The 19,449-nt window shown below is 69.3% G+C and carries 15 protein-coding genes; 6 read left to right on the forward strand and 9 right to left on the reverse strand.

Going from position 1 to position 19,449, the window contains the following annotated elements; genetic code table 11:
• Window position 1: 1 nt before the first annotated feature.
• The 3 genes from cysC to SKC42_RS04280 all read right to left on the reverse strand — a co-directional run bounded on the left by cysC (window position 2) and on the right by SKC42_RS04280 (window position 3,485).
• Entirely contained in the window at window positions 2-1,843 is a 1,842-nt protein-coding gene (gene cysC, locus SKC42_RS04270; RefSeq protein ID WP_330963064.1) for an adenylyl-sulfate kinase, read from the reverse strand.
• A complete protein-coding gene (gene cysD, locus SKC42_RS04275) occupies window positions 1,843-2,772 on the reverse strand; it encodes a sulfate adenylyltransferase subunit CysD (RefSeq protein ID WP_442931972.1) in 930 nt (309 codons plus the stop codon). Before cysD ends, cysC begins: the two co-directional genes overlap by 1 nt.
• Before the next feature lie 221 nt (window positions 2,773-2,993).
• Window positions 2,994-3,485 carry a beta-class carbonic anhydrase gene (locus SKC42_RS04280; protein ID WP_330963065.1) on the reverse strand — a complete coding sequence of 164 codons (492 nt, stop codon included), beginning with the start codon at window positions 3,483-3,485 and terminating at the stop codon, window positions 2,994-2,996.
• A gap of 191 nt (window positions 3,486-3,676) precedes the next feature.
• Here SKC42_RS04280 and SKC42_RS04285 point away from each other — a divergent pair, with 191 nt between their 5' ends.
• From SKC42_RS04285 to SKC42_RS04300, 4 genes are all read left to right on the forward strand, one after another.
• The gene (locus tag SKC42_RS04285; RefSeq protein ID WP_330963066.1) at window positions 3,677-4,654 is read left to right on the forward strand and encodes an ABC transporter permease; all 978 of its coding nucleotides are present in this window, start codon (window positions 3,677-3,679) and stop codon (window positions 4,652-4,654) included.
• A gap of 26 nt (window positions 4,655-4,680) precedes the next feature.
• Window positions 4,681-5,544 carry an ABC transporter permease gene (locus SKC42_RS04290; RefSeq protein ID WP_330963067.1) on the forward strand — a complete coding sequence of 288 codons (864 nt, stop codon included), beginning with the start codon at window positions 4,681-4,683 and terminating at the stop codon, window positions 5,542-5,544.
• Window positions 5,541-7,379 (forward strand): ABC transporter ATP-binding protein, encoded by a 1,839-nt coding sequence (locus SKC42_RS04295; RefSeq protein WP_330963068.1) that lies wholly within the window; start codon window positions 5,541-5,543, stop codon window positions 7,377-7,379. The genes SKC42_RS04290 and SKC42_RS04295 overlap by 4 nt, the downstream gene beginning before the upstream one ends.
• Window positions 7,380-7,461: 82 nt before the next feature.
• Window positions 7,462-9,090 carry an ABC transporter family substrate-binding protein gene (locus tag SKC42_RS04300; RefSeq protein ID WP_330963271.1) on the forward strand — a complete coding sequence of 543 codons (1,629 nt, stop codon included), beginning with the start codon at window positions 7,462-7,464 and terminating at the stop codon, window positions 9,088-9,090.
• Here the strand turns inward: SKC42_RS04300 and SKC42_RS04305 are convergent.
• The 4 genes from SKC42_RS04305 to SKC42_RS04320 form a co-directional block, all read right to left on the reverse strand.
• The gene (locus SKC42_RS04305) at window positions 9,077-10,321 is read right to left on the reverse strand and encodes an alpha/beta hydrolase (protein WP_330963069.1); all 1,245 of its coding nucleotides are present in this window, start codon (window positions 10,319-10,321) and stop codon (window positions 9,077-9,079) included. The genes SKC42_RS04300 and SKC42_RS04305 overlap by 14 nt on opposite strands.
• Window positions 10,322-10,399: 78 nt before the next feature.
• Window positions 10,400-13,015, reverse strand: coding sequence for an AAA family ATPase (locus SKC42_RS04310; RefSeq protein WP_330963070.1), 2,616 nt, complete (start codon window positions 13,013-13,015; stop codon window positions 10,400-10,402).
• Window positions 13,012-14,157, reverse strand: a complete 1,146-nt coding sequence (locus SKC42_RS04315) for a metallophosphoesterase family protein (protein ID WP_330963071.1) — start codon at window positions 14,155-14,157, stop codon at window positions 13,012-13,014. The genes SKC42_RS04310 and SKC42_RS04315 overlap by 4 nt, the downstream gene beginning before the upstream one ends.
• 108 nt (window positions 14,158-14,265) lie before the next feature.
• Complete coding sequence (locus SKC42_RS04320; RefSeq protein ID WP_330963072.1) at window positions 14,266-15,720, reverse strand: PE family protein; 1,455 nt, start codon at window positions 15,718-15,720, stop codon at window positions 14,266-14,268.
• Window positions 15,721-15,884: 164 nt separating this feature from the next.
• Here SKC42_RS04320 and SKC42_RS04325 point away from each other — a divergent pair, with 164 nt between their 5' ends.
• Entirely contained in the window at window positions 15,885-16,385 is a 501-nt protein-coding gene (locus SKC42_RS04325; RefSeq protein ID WP_330963073.1) for a SixA phosphatase family protein, read from the forward strand.
• A gap of 3 nt (window positions 16,386-16,388) precedes the next feature.
• Here SKC42_RS04325 and SKC42_RS04330 read toward each other — a convergent pair whose 3' ends face one another.
• Both SKC42_RS04330 and SKC42_RS04335 read right to left on the reverse strand, forming a co-directional pair.
• Window positions 16,389-16,949, reverse strand: a complete 561-nt coding sequence (locus SKC42_RS04330) for a DUF3558 domain-containing protein (protein WP_330963074.1) — start codon at window positions 16,947-16,949, stop codon at window positions 16,389-16,391.
• The gene (locus tag SKC42_RS04335) at window positions 16,946-17,503 is read right to left on the reverse strand and encodes a DUF3558 domain-containing protein (protein ID WP_330963075.1); all 558 of its coding nucleotides are present in this window, start codon (window positions 17,501-17,503) and stop codon (window positions 16,946-16,948) included. Before SKC42_RS04335 ends, SKC42_RS04330 begins: the two co-directional genes overlap by 4 nt.
• Window positions 17,504-17,663: 160 nt before the next feature.
• Here SKC42_RS04335 and SKC42_RS04340 point away from each other — a divergent pair, with 160 nt between their 5' ends.
• Window positions 17,664-19,430, forward strand: coding sequence for an ABC transporter ATP-binding protein (locus SKC42_RS04340; protein ID WP_330963076.1), 1,767 nt, complete (start codon window positions 17,664-17,666; stop codon window positions 19,428-19,430).
• Window positions 19,431-19,449 lie beyond the last annotated feature (19 nt).

A 19,449-nucleotide genomic window follows, 5' to 3' on the forward strand; every position in this document is an offset into this window, starting at 1 on the left:
GCTAAGCCCGCGACCGGATCAGGTCGACGATCCGCTGCGCCTGCTCCTCGAGCGTGTCGTCGGGGGTCAGCCGCAGTTCGGGATTCACCGGCGGCTGGTACGGGCTGTCGATGCCGGTGAACTGGGTGATCTCGCCCGCGCGAGCCTTCGCGTAAAGGCCCTTCGGATCCCGCTTTTCGCATTCCTCGATCGGGGTGTCGCAGAACACCTCGACAAAATCCAGGCCGGCGTCGGCGTGCACCTTGCGCGCCAGCTCCCGCTGTTCGGCCAGCGGGCTGATCGCCGGTACCAGGACAACCTGGCCGGAGTCGGCGAGCAACGCCGCCACATGCGCGAGCCGGCGCAGGTTCTCCGCGCGGTCGGCCATGCTGAAGCCCAGGTCGGCGTTCAGCCCATGGCGCAGGTTGTCGCCATCGAGAACGTAAGCGGGGGTGTCGCTTTCGAGCAGATTCTGCTCGACCAGCATGGCCACCGACGACTTGCCCGACCCGGACAGACCGGTGAACCACACCGTCCTGCCCCGCGTACGCGCCTCGGCGACGGCCGACGAGCTGTGGCGGACGGTGTTGGGGCTGGCCGCCTGGGCGCTGACGTCGCGCAGCACCATGCCCGCCGCGACCGTGCCATTGGTGTTGGGGTCGATGAGGATGAACGAGCCGGTGCTCGCGTTACGGGTGTATTCGTCGAGCAGCAGCGGCACCTGGGTGCGCAGCGAGATGCGGCCAAGTTCGTTGAGCTGCAACGCCGTTGCGGTCTTGTCCCGATGCAGGGTGTTGACGTCGAGCCGGTAGTCGAGCCCGGTCACGCGCGCCCGGGTGGTGCGGGTGGTGTGCTTGATGAGGTAGTCGCGGCCGGGTTCGAGCGCCGCGCCGTCGGCCATCCAGCACACGGTGGCGTCGAAGTCCTGGGCGACCCTGGGCTGGTTGTTGGTGCGGGCGATCATGTCACCGCGCGAGATGTCGATGTGGTCCGCCAGGCTGATCGACACCGCCATCGGCGGGAACGCCTCGTCGACGGGCCCGTTGGGGCCCTCGATCGCCGTGATCCGGGTGGTCTTGCCGACCGGCAGCACCACCACCTCGTCGCCCGGGCGCATCACGCCGCTGGCCATGGTGCCGGCGTAGCTGCGGTGGTCCTGATGCTCGAGGGTGTGCGGGCGGATGACGTACTGGACGGGGAATCGCACGTCGACCAGGTTGCGGTCACCGGCGATGTAGACCTCCTCCAAGTGCGACAGCAGCGACGGCCCCTCGTACCAGGGTGTCTGGTCGGACTTGCTCACCACATTGTCGCCATGCAGCGCGGAGATCGGGATGGTGGCGACGTCGTGCACGTCCAACCGCGCCGCGAAGGCGTGGAACTCGTCGCGGATTGCGTCGAATTTCTCTTTATCCCAACCGATCAGATCCATCTTGTTGACCGCGAGGACGATGTGCCGGATGCCCAGCAGCGACGCCAGGAAGGCGTGCCGGCGGGACTGCTCCAGCAGGCCGTGGCGGGCGTCGACCAGGACGATCACGAGCTGGGCCGTCGACGCGCCCGTCACCATGTTGCGCGTGTACTGGATGTGGCCGGGGGTGTCGGCGATGATGAATTTCCGCTTCGGAGTGGCGAAATAGCGGTAGGCGACGTCGATCGTGATGCCCTGCTCGCGCTCCGCCCGCAACCCGTCGGTGACCAGCGCTAGGTCCGTGTAGTCGTGGCCGCGCTCCTTCGAGGTGCGCTCCACCGCCGCCCACTGGTCCTCCATGACGGCCTTGGAGTCGTAGAGCAGCCGCCCGATGAGCGTGGACTTGCCGTCATCGACGGACCCGGCGGTGGCCAGCCTCAACAACGTTGTCATCAGAAGTAACCCTGCCTCTTGCGGTCTTCCATTCCGGCCTCGGAGATCCGGTCGTCGGCGCGAGTCGCCCCGCGCTCGGTGAGCCGGGACACCGCCGTCTCGGCGATGACCTCCGACACTGTGGAGGCCTGCGAGTCGACGCACCCGGTGCAGGTGACGTCCCCGACGGTGCGGAACCGCACCGTCGCCTCGAACACGCGCTCGTCGGGGCGGGGCTGCATGTGCCGGTGCACCGCGAGCAGCATGCCGTCGCGGCTGAAGACCTTGCGCCGGTGCGCGAAATAGATGGACGGCAGCTTGACCTTCTCGGCGCCGATGTAGGACCAGATGTCGAACTCCGTCCAGTTCGACAGCGGGAACGCGCGGATGTGCTCGCCCTTGTGGTGCCGGCCGTTGTAGAGGTTCCACAGCTCGGGCCGTTGCGACTTCGGGTCCCACTGACCGAACTCGTCGCGGAAGCTGAACACCCGCTCCTTGGCCCGGGCCTTCTCCTCGTCGCGGCGCGCCCCGCCGAACGCGGCGTCGAACTTGTTCTCCCGGATGGCGCGGAGCAGCGTGACCGTCTGGATTGGGTTGCGCGACGGGATCGTCTCGACGACGCGGCCGGCGTCGATGTCGTCCTGCACAGAGGCCACGACGAGGCGTACGCCGGACTCGGCGACCAGTTCGTCCCGGGCGGCGATCACCTCGTCGAAGTTGTGCCCGGTGTCGACGTGCATCACCGGGAACGGCAGCCGCCCGGGCCGAAAGGCCTTGAGCGCCAGGTGCAGCATGACGATGGAGTCCTTGCCGCCCGAGAACAACAGCACGGGCCGTTCGAACTCCGCGGCAACCTCCCGAATGATGTGGATGGCCTCGGCCTCCAACGAGCGCAGGTGACTCAATTCGTACTGGCCCACGGCGGGCCCGGCTGTCACAGCGTTGGTCATGGGGATCCTGTCATGGTTAATCCGGTAGATTTGACCAAGTTAACGGCTATTGTCATCTATGGAATCAGCGGGCCTGGCCGATGTCAATGGCGATTCGCTCTGGAGATGGGGTACCGCCCCGAGCGAGCAGACGCAAAATCCACCCAAATTCCGGCGTGTCGCCGACTTTTGCGTCTGCTCGGCGAAGGGAGGCGGTGGCCTAGAGGTGACCTAGAGGTGGCCTAGAGGGTGACTTCGGCCAGCTTGCCGGTGGCGACGTCGAAGACGAACCCGCGCGCCGAGACGTGCTTGGTGACAAAGGGGCTGTTGTCGATGCGGCGCAGCGACTGCCGGACATCCTCGGCGGGATCCGGGAAGGCCTCGGCCGCCCAGGGCGGCTTCACCCCCGTCTCTTCCTGGATGGCCCGCTTGAAGTCGTCGTCGGTGAAGGTGAGCATCCCGCAGTCGGTGTGGTGGATCAGGATGATCTCCCGCGTTCCCAGCAGCCGCTGGCTGATCGCCAGGGAACGGATGACGTCGTCGGTGACGACACCGCCCGCGTTGCGGATGACATGGGCCTCCCCCTCGTTCAGGCCGAGGAGGCGGTAGACGTCGAGCCTGGCGTCCATACAGGCGACCACGGCAAGGTGTTTGCTCGGGGGCATCGGCAGGGGGCCGTGAAACCCGCTGGCGTACTCGCCGTTGTTGGCCAGGTAGTCGTCGGTGACGGTCACGCGCGCCTCCTCGTGGACTCGGGGCACCGCTTTGCTGGATCCGGGGCGCCGCCGAGGATCTTAATTCCCGGCCACCCGGAATACACCCGTCAGAATCAACCGAATCAAAAGGATCGTGCGGCGGTACCCCCGGCCATGCCGCGCTGGGCTGGTTAACCTGTCCCAATGCGACACGGGCGATGCGGTCGGGCATGACTCGATTCCTGGCGCGCCGGCTGATGAACTACCTGCTGCTGCTGGCGCTGGCATCGTTCTTGACGTACTGCCTGACGTCGTTGGCGTTCTCGCCGCTCGACAACCTGCTGCAGCGCAACCCCCGGCCCCCGCAGGCCGTCATCGACGCCAAGGCCCACGCGCTGGGGCTGGATGTGCCGATCCCGATCCGCTACCTGCACTGGGCGTCGCACGTCCTGCAGGGCGATTTCGGGACCACCATCACCGGCCAACCCGTGGATGACACGCTGTGGCGCCGCGTCGGCGTCACCCTGCGGTTGCTGGTCATCGGCTCGGTGGCGGGCACCGTGCTGGGCATCGCCGCGGGGGCCTGGGGGGCGATCCGCCAATACCAACTCAGCGACCGCGTCGTCACCATCTTCGCGCTGCTGATCCTGAGCACCCCCAGCTTCGTGATCGCCAACCTGCTCATCCTCGCCGGGCTCCGGACGAACTGGGCCCTCGACGCCCACCTGTTCGACTACACCGGCGAGACATCGCCGGGCGTGACCGGCGGGGTCGGGTATCAATTGCTCGACCGCCTGCGGCACCTGATGCTGCCATCGCTGACCCTGGCCCTGATCGCCGCCGCCGGATACAGCCGGTACCAGCGCAATGCGATGCTCGACGTCCTCGGCCAGGACTTCATCCGCACCGCCCGCGCCAAGGGGCTCACCCGCAGGCGCGCCCTGCTCAAGCATGGGCTGCGCACCGCGCTGATCCCGTTGGCCACGCTGTTCGCCTACGGGGTCGCGGGATTGGTCACCGGCGCGGTGTTCGTCGAGAAGATCTTCGGCTGGCACGGCATGGGCGAATGGCTGGTGCAGGGGATCTCGACGCAGGACACCAACATCATCGCGGCGATCACGCTGTTCTCCGGCACGGTGGTGTTGCTCGCCGGGCTGCTATCAGACGTCTTCTACGCCGCCCTCGATCCGAGAGTGCGGGTCTCGTGAACGCCCAAGGGGTTTCGGGTTCGGAGGTGACGACCTTCACGTCGCGCCGCACGCTGGTGCTGCGCCGGTTCGGGCGCAACCGGCTCGCGGTGGCGTCGCTGGCCCTGCTGGTGCTGCTTTTCGTCGGCTGCTACACGCTGCCCCCGGTGCTGCCGTATTCCTACGACGACCTGGACTTCAATGCGCTGTTGCAGCCGCCCAACGGAAGTCACTGGCTGGGCACCAACGCGCTGGGCCAGGACCTGCTGGCCCAGATCCTGCGCGGGATGCAGAAATCGATGCTGATCGGTGTGTGCGTGGCGTTCATCTCCACGGGCATTGCCGCCACCGTCGGATCGATCGCGGGATATTTCGGCGGCTGGCGCGACCGGGCGCTCATGTGGTTGGTGGACCTGCTACTGGTGGTGCCCGCGTTCATCCTGATCGCCATCGTCACCCCACGAATCAAGAACTCGGCCAACATCTTGCTGCTCGTCCTGCTGCTGGCGGGGTTCGGCTGGATGGTGAGCTCCCGCATGGTGCGCGGCATGACCATGAGCCTGCGTGACCGCGAATTCATCCGCGCGGCAAGGTACATGGGTGTATCCAGTCGCCGAATCATCCTCAGGCACGTGGTGCCCAACGTGGCGTCCATCCTCATCATCGACGCCGCCCTCAACGTCGGTTCGGCGATCCTGGCCGAGACCAGCCTGAGCTATCTCGGGTTCGGCATCCAGCCGCCGGATGTGTCGTTGGGAACGCTGATCGCCAACGGCACCCAGTCGGCCACCACCTTCCCGTGGGTGTTCATGTTTCCGGCCGGGGTGCTGGTGCTGATCCTCGTGTGCGCCAACGTGACCGGCGATGGCCTGCGCGACGCGCTCGACCCGGGCAGTGGGCCGCGCCGATGAGCGCCCTGTTGGAGGTCGGCGGCCTCGAGGTCGACTTTCCGGGCGACGGTCACCCGGTGACGGCGGTGCGGGGCATCAGCTACCGCATCGACCCGGGCGAGGTGGTGGCCATGGTGGGCGAGTCGGGCTCGGGCAAGTCCGTCTCGGCGATGGCCGTCGTGGGCCTGCTGCCGCAGTACGCGACGGTGCGCGGCTCGGTGCGGCTGCACGGCAACGAGCTGCTGGGCCTCGGCGACGGCGCGATGTCGCGGTTCCGCGGCAAGGCGGTCGGCATGGTGTTCCAGGATCCGATGTCCGCACTGACACCCGTGTACACCGTCGGCGACCAGATCGCCGAGGCGATCGAAGTCCACCAGCCCCGCGTCGGCAAGCAGGCGGCGCGCCGCAGGGCGGTCGAACTGCTTGAGCTGGTGGGCATTTCGCAGCCGGAGCGACGGGCCCGGGCCTTCCCGCACGAGCTGTCCGGCGGCGAGCGCCAGCGGGTCGTCATCGCTATCGCGATCGCCAACGACCCCGACCTGTTGATCTGCGACGAACCCACGACCGCGCTCGACGTCACGGTACAAGCGCAGATCCTCGACGTGCTCAAGACGGCGCGCGACGTGACCGGCGCGGGCGTGCTGATCATCACCCACGACCTGGGCGTGGTCGCGGAGTTCGCCGACCGGGCGCTGGTGATGTACGCCGGGCGCGTCGTCGAGTCCGCCGGCGTGGCGGACCTGTACCGGGACCGCCGGATGCCCTACACGGTGGGGCTGCTGGGTTCGGTGCCCCGACTGGACGCCGCACGGGGCACCCGGCTGGTGCCGATCCCCGGGGCGCCCCCGTCGTTGGCCGGCCTCGCGCCCGGCTGCCCGTTCTCCCCGCGCTGCCCGCTCGCCGTCGACGAGTGCCGCGCCGCGGAACCGGAATTGGTCGAGGTGGGAGCCGGGCACGGCGCCGCCTGCATCCGCACCGATGAGGTCGACGGCCGCAGCGCCGCCGACATCTACGGCATCAGCACCGAGGCGACCCCGGCGCCCTCGGGTGACTCACCGGTCGTGGTGCGGGTGCGTGACCTGGCCAAGACCTACAAGCTGACCAAGGGCGTGCTGCTGCGCCGCGCCGTGGGCGAGGTCCGGGCCGTCGACGGCGTCAGCTTCGAGCTGCACCAGGGGCGCACCCTCGGCATCGTCGGCGAATCCGGTTCAGGCAAGTCGACCACCCTGCACGCGATCCTCGAACTGACCGTCCCGCAGTCGGGTTCGATCGAGGTGCTCGGCACCGACGTCGCCACGCTGAGTCCGAGGGCGCGGCGATCGCTGCGACGCGACATCCAGGTCGTCTTCCAGGACCCGGTCGCCTCGCTGGACCCGCGGCTGCCGGTATACGAGCTGATCGCCGAACCATTGCGGGCCAACGGGTTCGACAAGGGCGACACCAACACCCGCGTTGCCGAACTGCTCGGCATCGTCGGCCTGGGCCACGCGGACGCGGTCCGCTACCCGGCAGAATTCTCGGGTGGGCAGAAGCAGCGCATCGGCATCGCGCGGGCGCTGGCGCTGCAGCCGAAGATCCTGGCGCTCGACGAACCGGTCTCCGCGCTCGACGTTTCCATCCAGGCCGGCATCATCAACCTGCTGCTCGACCTGCAGGAGCGATTCGGCCTCTCGTATCTGTTCGTCTCCCACGACCTTTCGGTGGTCAAGCACCTCGCGCACCACGTGGTGGTGATGCACGCCGGCCGGATCGTCGAGCATGGCGACAGCGAGCGGGTCTTCGCCGATCCGCACCACGAGTACACGCGGCGGCTGCTGGGCGCGGTGCCGCAACCGGATCCGGGGAACCGTGTCTGACAGCGCCGCGCCCAGCGCGCGGTTTCCGGGAGCAACCGCACCTGCTCGATTGCGGGCGCTGGGGCTGGTGTTCGCGGCGGTCATGGCGCTCACCGGGTGCTCCCCCGCCGTCAATCTCGCGGCGCCGACCGGCAGCGACGCACAGGTCGGCACTACCAGCGACGTCAACCCGCAGGACCCCGCCACGTTGCGGGACGGCGGCAACCTGCGCCTGGCACTCAGCGACTTCCCGCCGAACTTCAACATCCTGCACATCGACGGCAACTCCGTGGAGGTCGCCTCGATGATGAAGGCCACCATGCCGCGGGCGTTCGTGATCGGGCCCGACGGCTCGACCACCGTCGACACCGACTACTTCACCAGCGTCGAACTCACCGGGACCTCGCCCCAGGTGATCACCTACACCATCAACCCCAAGGCGGTGTGGTCGGACGGCACACCGATCACCTGGCAGGACATCGCCGCGCAGATCCACGCGACCAGCGGCGTCGACAAGGCATTCGACATCGCCGGAACCAATGGCGCCGAGCGTGTCGCCTCGGTGACCCGCGGCGTCGACGACCGCCAAGCCGTCGTGACGTTCGCCCAGCCCTACGCCGAGTGGCGGGGCATGTTCGCCGGCAACGGCATGCTGCTGCCGGCGAGCGCGACCGCAACGCCGGAGGTCTTCAACAAGGGACAGCTGGAGGGCCCAGGGCCCTCGGCCGGACCGTTCGTGGTGTCGTCGCTGGACCGCACCACCCAGCGAATCGTGTTGACCCGCAACCCGAGATGGTGGGGGCCGCGACCCCGGCTGGACAGCATCACCTACCTGGTGCTCGACGACGCCGCGCGGCTACCCGCCCTGCAGAACAACACGATCGACGCGACCGGTGTGGGCTCGGTGGACCAGCTCACCATCGCGCAACGCACCAAGGGCATCTCGATCCGGCGCGCGCCCGCCCCGAGCTGGTCGCACTTCACGTTCAACGGCTCCCACGGGTCGATCCTGTCAGACAAGGCGCTACGCCTGGCGGTGACCAAGGGGATCGACCGGCAGACCATCGCCAAGGTCGTCCAATACGGGCTCACCAGCAATCCGGTCGCGCTGAACAACCACATCTACATGGCCGGGCAGAAGGGCTACCAGGACAACAGCGGCGTCGACCCGTACGACCCCGACGAGGCCAGGCGCGAGCTCGACGCGCTGGGCTGGAGGCTGAACGGCCAGTTCCGGGAGAAGGACGGCCGCCAGCTGGTCGTCCGCGACCTGTTCTACGACGCCCAGGGCAGCAAGCAATTCGCACAAATCGCGCAGCACAGCCTCGCGCAGATCGGCGTCAAGCTGGAGCTCGTCGCGCGGTCGGGCAGCGGGTTCTTCAGCAACTACGTCAACGTCGGCGCCTTCGATATGGCGCAATTCGCCTGGCTCGGCGACGCCTTCCCGCTGTCATCGCTGACCCAAATCTACAAGTCCGATGGCGCAAGCAATTTCGGCAAGATCGGCAGCCCGGAGATTGACGCCGCGATCGAGCGAACCCTCCACGAACTGGACCCGGCCAAGGCGCGGGCATTGGCCAACGACCTCGACAAGCTGATCTGGGCCGAGGGTTTCAGCCTGCCGCTGACGCAGTCGCCCGGTGACGTGGCCGTGCGCAGCACGCTGGCCAACTTCGGCGCCACGGGGCTTGCCGACTTGAATTACGCCGCAATCGGATTCATGCGGACCTGATCGGCCGCCGCACCAGCCGCGGGACGGGCAGCGCCGCCTCGACCGCGGCCGCCAGCCCGATCACCATCCACAGCAGGCGCACCTCGGGCCGCGCCGGCATGGCATCCAGGGCCGGAGCCCGGGCTTTGAGGCTGTGCACGTCACCGCGACACACCGTCCTGGCGATGACGAGTGCGGCGGGCTCGCGAAAGTCGATGGCGCTGTGCGCCATGCTGGGCAGCTTCAGCAACACCGCGTCGGGGATCAGGGCCGCGACGCGCTTGGCCACCGCCGGCGGCGTGATGAGGTCGCGGCCGCCCGAGACCACGACAGTCGGCCAGCCGAAGCCGGGCATCTCAGCCGGCAGGTCGTACGGCTCGTCCTCGAAAGTCGCTGTGAGCGTGCGCGTTTCGCGCTCCGCGGCGGCGGGGTCGAGCGGCAGGCCGTCGGGTTGCGCGGCGTAGTCGAGCTCGCGCAGGGCGATGCGGCTCACCAAGTCTTCCTCGTAGCGAAACGGCAGATGGTTCAGCGTGGCGAACCGGGACAGGGCCCACCACAACAGCTTTCGCCCGTCGAGAAGCAGGTCGAGCTGCCGCTCGAGCAGTGCGGCGCCACCGTATCCGTAGATGGTTGCGACGACCTGGGTGGCCGACGCCGTCATCGCTCCGGCGTCGACCAGCGTGCGCATCTTGGGTGCGATGGTGGCGGTTTCGGGGCTCTGCCCTTTCAGCAGCAACCGGCGAATCGCCCTGCGGACGATCACGATGTCGTGCCGGGACAGCAGGGGCGAGTCGAGGATCATCGCCCGCACCCGGCGGGGATGGCGGACGCCCACCCCGGCCGCGATATAGGTGCCGTACGAGGCGCCGTAGATGACGGCGGATTCGACGTGGGCGTCATCGAGGACGGCCGCGACGTCGTCGACGACCTGGTTGACGGTGATCGCCTCCGGGGGCAGGTCGGCGCCGGTGTCGTCGTGGCGGGACATCCCCACCCCGCGGTGCTCGATCATGATGACATCGAGGCCCGCGGCGGCGGCGCGGCGCCGCAGGCCCCGGTACATCTGCACCGACGCCACCCCCGGGCCGCCCGGGATGATTACCAACGGGTGCGCCGACTTGCGCCCGGTTCGCACGTAGTACAGATCGAACTCGTCGGGGCCGTCCGGGCAGACCGGCCGGCGGATAGGTCGCACGCCCGGCAGCCGCGCGAGCCGTTCCTGCACCCGGCGCCGTTTCGCGGTCATGGTCATCGGTGTCGGCCCGCCATAGGCACCATTCTGCCGAGGCCACCCGCGATCGTCAGGGCGAGAGCCGCCGCCGGCCCCGCGCTAGGCGGTCAGATCGATGCGATGGGCGCCCTTGACCCCGTCGTAGCGGTCCGGACTGCACGTCAGCACGATCACCTGTCCGTGCGCCCCCATGGCGTCGAACACCTCGCCCATCTTGGCCAGCCGGCCGGGATCGGTGAAACCCAGCGCGTCGTCGACCACCACGGGAACGGTGTCCTCCTTGGCCACCAGGGCGGCCCCCGCCAGCCGCGCCAGGATGCCGAGCTGCTCTTTGGCCCCGCCCGAGAGCGATTCGTACGGCACCGTGACGCCGTTGAGCGTGCGTGCGCGGATGCAGAGGTCGCTGTCGATGTCGACCTCGAAGCTGGGCCCGAACACCGGCCGCCCCAGGCGCTGCAACTCGGCGCGGTAGGGCTCGACGTAGCGCAACCGGGTGGTGTCGCGGTGGCGCGCCATCACCGAGCGCAGCAGCTCGGCGGCCCGGGCGCGCCCGCCGATCCGCAAGTGCTGCCCGGTGGCGTGCTCGAGCTCGGTTTGGGCGGCGTCGAGCCTGCCCTGGCGGCCCTCGGTCCCGAACACGGACAGCTCAATGTCGATCTCACGCAGCGCGCGGGCCGCGTCTTCGTAGTCGGCCCGGAGGGTCTCGACCGCCTCCGATGCGGCGGCCAGTTCGGCCGCCACCCCGTCCGGCTCGGCGGCCGCCAGGACATCCGCCAGCTCGGCGACGCGCCGCTGGGCGCTCTGCGCCGCCAGCAGGCCGGCGTCCGCCGCGGCCGCCAGGACCTCGTCCGCGACCGACGCCCGCTCGTGCGCCAGCCGGTCGGTCGCCGCGGCCAGCTCAGTGCGCTGGGCTTCCAGCCTGTTCTCCGCCACGGTTGCGCGCGTGACGGATTCGGCGAGTCCCGCGGCTGCCGCCGCGGCGGTACGGCGCCTCGTCTCGCAGTCGGCGGTGGCGGCCGCCCTGGCCGCCTCGGCCGACTCGAGTTCGGCGCGGGCGGCGTCTGCGTCCATGGCGGGGAGGTCCGGCCCGATGCCCGAGCTCAGCCGCGCGAGCCGCTCCCGCAGGTCGTCGGCCCGTTCGTCGCCGAGGAGACCGGCCAAGGTGGCGATCAGCCGGTCGTGGGCGCCCTGCAGGTCGCGGCGGTGCGCCGCCGCGACCCGTGCGGCCACCACGTCCTGGGCATCCGCGGCGGCCAGGGCTCCGGACAATTCCAATTGCGCCGCAGTGTATTTCGCCTGGACGTCCAGCGTAGTCGCGCCGGGCGCGATGCGCGCCGTCAGCACACCGGGAACCTCGACCGTGGTGGGGCCGATCGCGGTGGTCGACCAGGTTTGGCCCGCCGACAGGGCCACCCGTCGGTCACCGGTGTCTAACTCGATGTCAGTGACGGCGGCGAACTCGACCGCCGCCGACGTCAACGCCAGCTGATCGCCGATGCGGTCGACCGCGGCCGCGGCGTCCTCGATCCGCCGCAGCAGCTCGTCGGTGACCACCACCGACGACAGCTCGGCGCCGATCCGGTCGCGGTCGAGTTGTGCGGCGTCGATCCTGGCCAACCGCGACCGCAGCCGCTCGGCCTCCGCGCGGTCGGCCAGGCGATCGACGGCGCCGCGGGCGGACTCGGCCCGGTGCCGCAGGCCCGCGAGCAGCGCCACGCCCTCCTCAACGGTGGCGTCGGCGTCCGCGGCGGCGGCCCGGGCCGCCGATAGCGCGTCGCCGGCCAGCTGCACTTCGGTTTCGGCGGCGGCGACCGCGGCTGTGCGCGTGGTGATCTCGGCGAGCAGCCGAAGGCGGCCCTTGTGGGCGGCGCCGGCCGCGGCGCTGGTGGCCGACTCGGCGGCGGCGAGAAGTTCGGCTTCGCGGGCTTCGGCGGTGAGGTCGGCGATCCGTTCGGCGGCGGCCAGCGCGGCCGCGAGCCGCGGGCCGGCCGCGATGCGCTGCTGCGACAGCTCGGCCACCCGCTCGGTGAGGACGGCGTGGCGGGACACCCGATCGTCGACGTCGGCCACTTTCGCCGCGCACTCGGCGACCTGCGCCTCGGCGGCCGCCAGCCGGGAGATCGCGGCGGCCCACTCGCCGGTGGGGCGGCCCGTGGCGGTGAAGTAGCGAGCGTATTCGGCGTCGATCCGCTCGATCAGCAGCGGCTCGGTGCCCTGCGGCCCCGCGTTGTCGGCGGCCGCGACGTCCAGGGCGCGCGACAGCGCGTCGCAGCCGGACAGGTCCACCGCGGCGGTCGACGACGACTGCAACACCCGCTGGGCGTGCCAAAGGTCGTTGTCCACCGTCTCGGCCAGCATGGCGCGCACCCGGTCGTGTGCCTCGTCCCCGGTCAGCTGCTCCCGGCGCGGCGCGAGCACCGTCAACTCGGTCTCAGGCCTCTTGTGAAATCGCTTGCGATACCTGAAACGATATGGCCCGCAGCTGATTTCGGCGCACACTTCGGACCCCACGTCACTGTGGGTGGGTTTGACCTGCTTGACTTCCTTCTTCGTCGAGCGGTCCTTGGACTCCAGCAGCAGGTCCAGCGCCTCCACCATGGACGACTTGCCGATCTCGTTGGCGCCGGAGACGACGACCACGCCGTGGTCGGGGAACTCGATGTCCCGGTGCGCGATCCCGCGATAGTTCGTAAGGACCAGTCGATGCAGCCTCATGCGGCACCACGATCGGCCAGGCGCAGCAGGAGCGCCAGCGCCGCCTGCGCGTCGACGGCCTGCTCCGAGTCCGCCCGGGCCGTCGCGACGAGTTCCTCGACGGCGGCGGCGGCGAATCCGCCGATGCCGAGACCGGTGAACTCGCCGTCTGCGGGGACGACGGCCAGTTGGCTGTGGCGTTCCCACAGCCCCAGCCACGCGAACAGCCTGGCGTACTTGTCCAGACAGGCGTCAAGCGCGGCGCGGTCGGTGACCGTTAAGGAGCCCGTCAACGCCAACCGGACCACCGTGCGGTCCTTGTCCGTCAGGAGGTCGAGGTTCATGTCGAGATCGGCGATGTCGCGGCGGGAGTCGACCTGACGATGCATGGTGATGAACTTCCAGCGGCCCACCTGTCGGGGCGTGACGGTTACGCCGTCCGCGTCGACGTCGACGACCAGGACGTGACCCGCGTCGGCTTCCACGTCGTCGAAATTGGTGACTTCCGGCGCGCCGGAGTACCACACGCGGCCGCTGCCGCCCACCCGCGTGCGGGAGTGCTTGTCCCCCAGGGCCACATAGTGCAGCGCGCCGCGGGCCAACGCATCGTCGAGGCCGGCGAGCCTGATCAACGAGGGTTTGTCCCGGTCGGGATCGAGCGCGTCGACGCCCCCGTGGGCGACGAGGATCCGGGTCACCGGCGCCCCGGACGGGCCGGGCAGTTCGCCCAGGACCTCGGCGACCAGGTCGGTGGTGGGCGCCTTGCTCCGCCACGGGGCGGCGACGATCTCCACCCCGGGGCGCACCTCGTGCACACCGGCCCGGTCGAGCACCACCACGTTGTCGGGGCGTTCGGCCGTGAAGAGCGCGCTGGTGTACACCGACGAGGCGTCGAGCGGATCGTGATTGCCGGGCAGCAGGTAAACGGGAATCCCGATGGCGCGCATGGCTTCCAGGGACTGGCCGACGACTTGGGGCGACAGCTGGTTGTGCTCGAAGACGTCCCCGGCGACCACGACGAACTCGGCACCGACCTCGGCGGCGAGCGCGCCCAGGCCGGACACGGCGTCGCGGCGGGCCGCAGAGAAGCGCGGTTGCGCATCCCCCGCCAGAAAGTGGCGGGTCATGCCCAGCTGCCAGTCGGCGGTGTGCAGGAATCGCATCGCGGCACCCCTTTCGGATCGGCGTGGCTACCAGGGCACCGCGAAGTCTAGGTCTGCGCACCGACAAGACGCGGGACCTCGCCCGGCACGTCCGGGCGAACCGCCGGATCACACCGGCAATACGATCCCGGCGGCCCGGCCCAGGATGATCGCTTGACCGCCCGGGAACACGTAGCCGCCGGTGGGTCCGTAGATGCCGTAGATCGGGTCGGTCGGGCCGGCTCCCGCGTAGATGTCGTTGATCCAGCCCGACGACAGGGTGTACACCGCCTGGGTGTTGCCGGGGGGTGAGAAACCGGTCAGCAGCTGGGCGACGAAATCGACGATTGGGTGTCCGCCCACCATCGAGTCGACGTGCGAGCCGTTGACCAGCTCGACACCAACGAACTGGCCCGGATTCAGGCCGACCAGCTCGTTGGTGGTGGCGCCGAAGAGATTCCACGGCTGGGGTGGGGCCGCCACGACGTAGTCGGGGATGTGCAGCGCCTGCAGGTTGGCGACCGCGGCCGCGAAGGCGGAGGAATCGGAGGCGACGCCGTCGAACATCACCACCCCGCGGAGGTTGTTGGCGGCGGTGTTCGCCCCGAGATCGGCGATGTAGTCGCCGGCGGCGATCGTCGCCAGGCCGCCGCCGGCGGAATGCCCGGCCAGGATGAAGTCGGACGGCAGCTTGCCCATGAAGCCGGCCTGGTTGGCGCTGATGTTCAGCGCCGTCTGGCTGCCGAGGAACAGCGAGGCCACGCCTTGCTGCATCTGCGGCGCGTTCAGCCAGGCGCCGAACGGCAAGGGGATCGACGGCACGGTGGGCACCACCACGATGCTGTCCGTCTGCTGCGCGAGCTGCATGGCCAACGGGTCGTAGAACCAACCGATCGCCCCGAAGCCGTGCTGCAGGTAGATGACGCCGTTGGCGTGCACCGAACCGTCCGCCTGCGTCGGGAAGTACCAATGCGCCGGGGCAGGGAAGCTGAAGGGGCCCAGCGGAATTCCCAGGAAGGAGGACGTACCAAGCGGAATCTGCAGGAACGAAAACCCTACCTTGACCCCGGTCACCCCGTTCGTGGCCGGCGCGCTGAGCACCGCGGTGCCGGCGGTGGTCACCGCTCCACCGGTGGGGGTGACCATGGTGCCGGGGGTGCCACCGCCCCCGGCGCCCGGCGCCGCGCCCGTAACGGCGCCGGTCCCTGCGGAAAACAGGGGGCGACCCAACAGTTGCTCGAGGGGCGCGAACACCCCCAGGCTCTCGGCCTGCTGTCCCAGCGTTTGCAACGCCGACACATTCGCCGCCTCGGCGGCCGCATACGCCCCTCCGGCCGCGCTCAGCGCGTGCGCGAACCGGGCCTGGAACTGCGTCGCCCGCGCCGTCAACGTCTGAAATTCCTGGGCGTAGCCGCCGAACAGGCTCGCGACGGCCGCGGACACCTCATCACCGGCCGCCGCGACGATCCCGGTCGTCGAGGGCGCCGCCGCTGCGGCCGCCCCCTTGATCGCCTCTCCGATCCCCGTCAGGTCCTCGGACGCCACGGCGACGACCTCGGTCGCTGCGATCACATAAGACGACATTTGCGGCTCCCATCCCCGGTGGCACGACAACCTCAGGACAGCTCAGAAGGTACCTACTCGAGCCCACATTTGTTCACAAATTGAAATATCCGTCGGATGGCATTCGTCCGTCCGAGTTGCCCGCGCCATGGCACTCGAAGTGCCGACTCGTTATCGTGAGCCCGATGAGCCATCGGCGCACCTTGTTGCTGATGCGGCACGCGAAGTCGGATTACCCGGAGGGCGTCGCCGACCACGACCGGCCGCTGGCGCCCCGCGGCATCCGTCAGGCCGGACTGGCCGGCGACTGGCTGCGCGCCCAAGCGCCCGCCATCGACGCGGTGCTGTGCTCCACCGCGGCCCGGGCCCGGCAGACCCTGGAAAACACCCGGGTCGGCGCCCCGGCCCGGTACAGCGAGCGGATCTACGCCAGCACCCCCGGGACGATGATCGACGAAATCGCGCAGACCGCCGACGACGTCGGCACCCTGCTGGTCGTCGGCCACGAGCCGACCATGTCCGAGTTGGCGCTCATCCTGGCCGACGACAGCTCGAACGATGCCGCGCTGGAACGCGTTTCCGTGAAATTTCCGACATCGGCCATCGCCGTGCTCGACGTGCCCTGCGCCTGGAAGGCCCTGGAACCCGGCCGGGCGGCCCTGACCGGCTTCGAAGTGCCGCGGTAACGCTCAGGAGTTGGTGGCCAGCGTCAGCTCCATGAGCTTGAGCGCCTGCCCACAGGCGTCGATCCCGGGCGCCTGAGGATTGACCCACCAGCCCACGACCCCCGCCGCATCGCTCGCCACCCCGCACGCGCCGTTGGGGTCATCGGGACGCATGACGATCGACTCGATCCCGGCGATGTTGCGGCTCTCGACCTTGTATTTGAGGAAGTCGGCGACCTTGCGTTCCTCGGAGAGGCTGCCTTGCTCGAACCAGAACCGGGTGATGTCGATGAGACCGGCCGGGTTGGCCGCCTGCCACCGGCAGATCGCCCCGACGAACGTGCTCTGGATGTCGAGGGGGTCCGCGCCGACGGTCTTGGCCAGGATGTCGCTGGTCAACACCTCACACTCCTTGAGCAGGTTCGGATACTGCTGCTGGGAGTTGTTGTTGCGCGGGACGTTGCCACCGGCCTTGATCGCGGTCCCTCCGATCGACTTCGAGCAGCCGGTCAGCACCAGCAGGGCGAGGATCGCCACAGTGGCGGCGGCTCTCGCGCGGCGGCCGAAACGCGTCCGGGCGATCATTTGGAGTTCGCAATCGACTGACGGGCAAGTTCTTTCGCTATGTCGCATGGCGGCGGAAACGGTTTCTGGTTGAAGCTAACCGACCATTCGATGAAGTCGTCCTGGAATTGGATGCCGACCTCGCAGAGCGAGTCGCCCAGATTGGGCTCGTTGCCGATCGCAATGAAGCCGCCGTGGCCGTTGATGTTGATGTCCTCAACGCTCGCGCGCGACAACTCCTCGGTTTTGCGCTCGCGCCCGATCGGGCTGCCGCGGTACCAGGAGAAGGAGAAGTGCGGTCCCAGGATTCCGCCGCCGGCCAGCCACTGACAGCCCACCGAGTTTCGGGCGGTGTTGACCAGCCCGCTCATCTTCGTCAGCTCCGCCACCGTCTGATCGCTGACGCCGCCGCATTGTGGGAACATCGGCCCGTGGTGCCCCTCCGCGTTTCCCGTCGTCGAGGGGCCCGACGAGCCCGGCTTATTGTCGCCGCCGCTGGAGCAGGCGGTGACCGTCGGGATCAGGATCATCAAGGCCGATGCCGCAACAGCCAGCGCCCGCACGCTACGCCGCACCGCTGGTTTGCCAACTGCTGGTCACACGATGCACTGTAGCGGCAGCCCCCTGGGTCAACACCGACGCGCCACCTGAGCAGGCAATTCGATTCGGCGATGCGGGCGACCACCGCGCGCGGTGGTCGCGACCCGGGTGCCGCCGGTGTGCGACAGTTACCAGATGCTCCTGGCACTGCTGCGCCAGTACATCCGGCCCTACCGCCGGCTGGTCGCGGCGCTGATGGGCCTGCAACTGATCAGCACCATGGCATCGCTGTACCTGCCGACGGTGAACGCCGCGATCATCGACGACGGCGTGGCCAGGGGCGACAGCGCCACCATCGTCAGGCTCGGCCTGCTGATGCTGGCGGTCACCGGCTTCCAGGTGCTGTGCTCGGTGGCTGCCACCTACTTCGGCTCCCGAACCGGGATGGGCTTCGGCCGCGACCTGCGGCGCGCGGTGTTTGACCACGTCACCACCTTCTCCGAGCGCGAGACCGCGCGGTTCGGCGCACCCACGCTGCTGACTCGCAGCACCAACGACGTCCGGCAGATCCAGTATCTGGTGCAGATATCGGCCACCGTGCTGGTAACCGCCCCGATCATGTGCATCGGCGGGATCGCCATGGCCATCCATCAGGAAGCCGCACTGACGTGGTTGCTGCTGGTGAGCGTTCCCACCATGGCCGTGGCGAACTACCTCATCATGTCGCGGATGCTGCCGCTGCTGCGCCGCATGCAGGGCCTGATCGACGGCATCAACCGGGTCATGCGCGACCAGCTGTCCGGTATACGGGTGGTGCGCGCCTTCGCGCGGGAACGCTTCGAGCGCGAGCGCTTCGCCCGGGCGAACACCGCGCTGTCCGCGACGGCGCTGGGGGCGGGCAATCTGCAGGCGCTGATGCTGCCGGTGACCACGCTGACCATCAACCTGTCGAGCGTCGCCCTGATCTGGTTCGGGGGGCTGCGCATCGACCACGGCGAGATGCAGGTCGGTTCGCTCACCGCCTTCCTCGCCTACTTCACGCAGATCCTGATGGCGGTCCTGATGGCGACGATGACGCTCGTCGTGCTGCCGCGGGCGTCGGTGTGCGCCGAACGGATCACCGAGGTGCTGTCCACTCACGCCGCGGTCGGCGATCCGGAACGGCCGGTGGCACCGCCGGGCGGCATCGCCGGGGAGGTGCGCCTGGACCGCGCGACCTTCACCTACCCGGGCGCGGAACGCCCCGTGGTGGAAGGTATCTCGCTGACGGCGCGCCCCGGCAGCACCACCGCGGTCGTCGGCAGCACGGGTTCGGGGAAGTCGACGCTGATCTCGCTGATCTGCCGGCTCTACGACGTGACGGGCGGGGCCGTCCTCGTCGACGGCGTCGACGTCCGCGACTACAGCACCGAGACGCTGTGGTCGGCGATCGGGCTGGTGCCCCAGCGCGGGTACCTCTTCTCCGGCACGGTCGCGGAGAACCTCAGCTACGGCGCCGCGCCCGGCCAGGTGCTCACGGACGAACAGATGTGGGCGGCGCTGCGGGTGGCCGACGCCGACGGGTTCGTGCGTGCGCACGACGACGGCCTGCGCATGCGCGTCGCGCAGGGCGGCATCAATCTGTCGGGCGGCCAGCGGCAACGCCTGGCCATCGCCCGCGCGGTCGTCCGGCGGCCGGCCATCTTCCTGTTCGACGACTCGTTCGCCGCGCTGGACGTGCACACCGACGCCCGGGTCCGCCTCGCGCTGCGCGACGCCTTCGCCGAGGCAACGATGATTGTTGTGACACAACGCGTTTCGACCGCAGCCCAAGCCGACCAGGTAATCGTCATCGACAACGGGGCGCTGGTCGGGCGTGGCACGCACGAGTCGCTGCTGACCGACTGCCCCACCTATGCCGAGTTCGCCGACTCCCAATCGGTCGACGCGGTGCGCTCGGGCCGCGTCGGGGGCACACCGTGAGTGCCGCGCCCAGCAAGCC

The sequence above is a fragment of the Mycobacterium sp. 050134 genome (assembly GCF_036409085.1).
In the GTDB taxonomy this organism is placed as follows: Bacteria; Actinomycetota; Actinomycetes; order Mycobacteriales; family Mycobacteriaceae; genus Mycobacterium.

Excerpts from the sequence above, each read along its gene's own strand:
- cysC (WP_330963064.1), bottom strand. The coding sequence starts at position 1,843 with ATGACAACGTTGTTGAGGCTGGCCACCGCCGGGTCCGTCGATGACGGC.
- SKC42_RS04305 (WP_330963069.1), bottom strand. The coding sequence starts at position 10,321 with ATGACCATGACCGCGAAACGGCGCCGGGTGCAGGAACGGCTCGCGCGG.
- cysD (WP_442931972.1), bottom strand. The coding sequence starts at position 2,772 with ATGACCAACGCTGTGACAGCCGGGCCCGCCGTGGGCCAGTACGAATTG.
- SKC42_RS04325 (WP_330963073.1), top strand. The coding sequence starts at position 15,885 with ATGAGCCATCGGCGCACCTTGTTGCTGATGCGGCACGCGAAGTCGGAT.
- SKC42_RS04285 (WP_330963066.1), top strand. The coding sequence starts at position 3,677 with ATGACTCGATTCCTGGCGCGCCGGCTGATGAACTACCTGCTGCTGCTG.
- SKC42_RS04340 (WP_330963076.1), top strand. The coding sequence starts at position 17,664 with ATGCTCCTGGCACTGCTGCGCCAGTACATCCGGCCCTACCGCCGGCTG.
- SKC42_RS04320 (WP_330963072.1), bottom strand. The coding sequence starts at position 15,720 with ATGTCGTCTTATGTGATCGCAGCGACCGAGGTCGTCGCCGTGGCGTCC.
- SKC42_RS04300 (WP_330963271.1), top strand. The coding sequence starts at position 7,462 with ATGGCGCTCACCGGGTGCTCCCCCGCCGTCAATCTCGCGGCGCCGACC.
- SKC42_RS04330 (WP_330963074.1), bottom strand. The coding sequence starts at position 16,949 with ATGATCGCCCGGACGCGTTTCGGCCGCCGCGCGAGAGCCGCCGCCACT.
- SKC42_RS04310 (WP_330963070.1), bottom strand. The coding sequence starts at position 13,015 with ATGAGGCTGCATCGACTGGTCCTTACGAACTATCGCGGGATCGCGCAC.
- SKC42_RS04315 (WP_330963071.1), bottom strand. The coding sequence starts at position 14,157 with ATGCGATTCCTGCACACCGCCGACTGGCAGCTGGGCATGACCCGCCAC.
- SKC42_RS04295 (WP_330963068.1), top strand. The coding sequence starts at position 5,541 with ATGAGCGCCCTGTTGGAGGTCGGCGGCCTCGAGGTCGACTTTCCGGGC.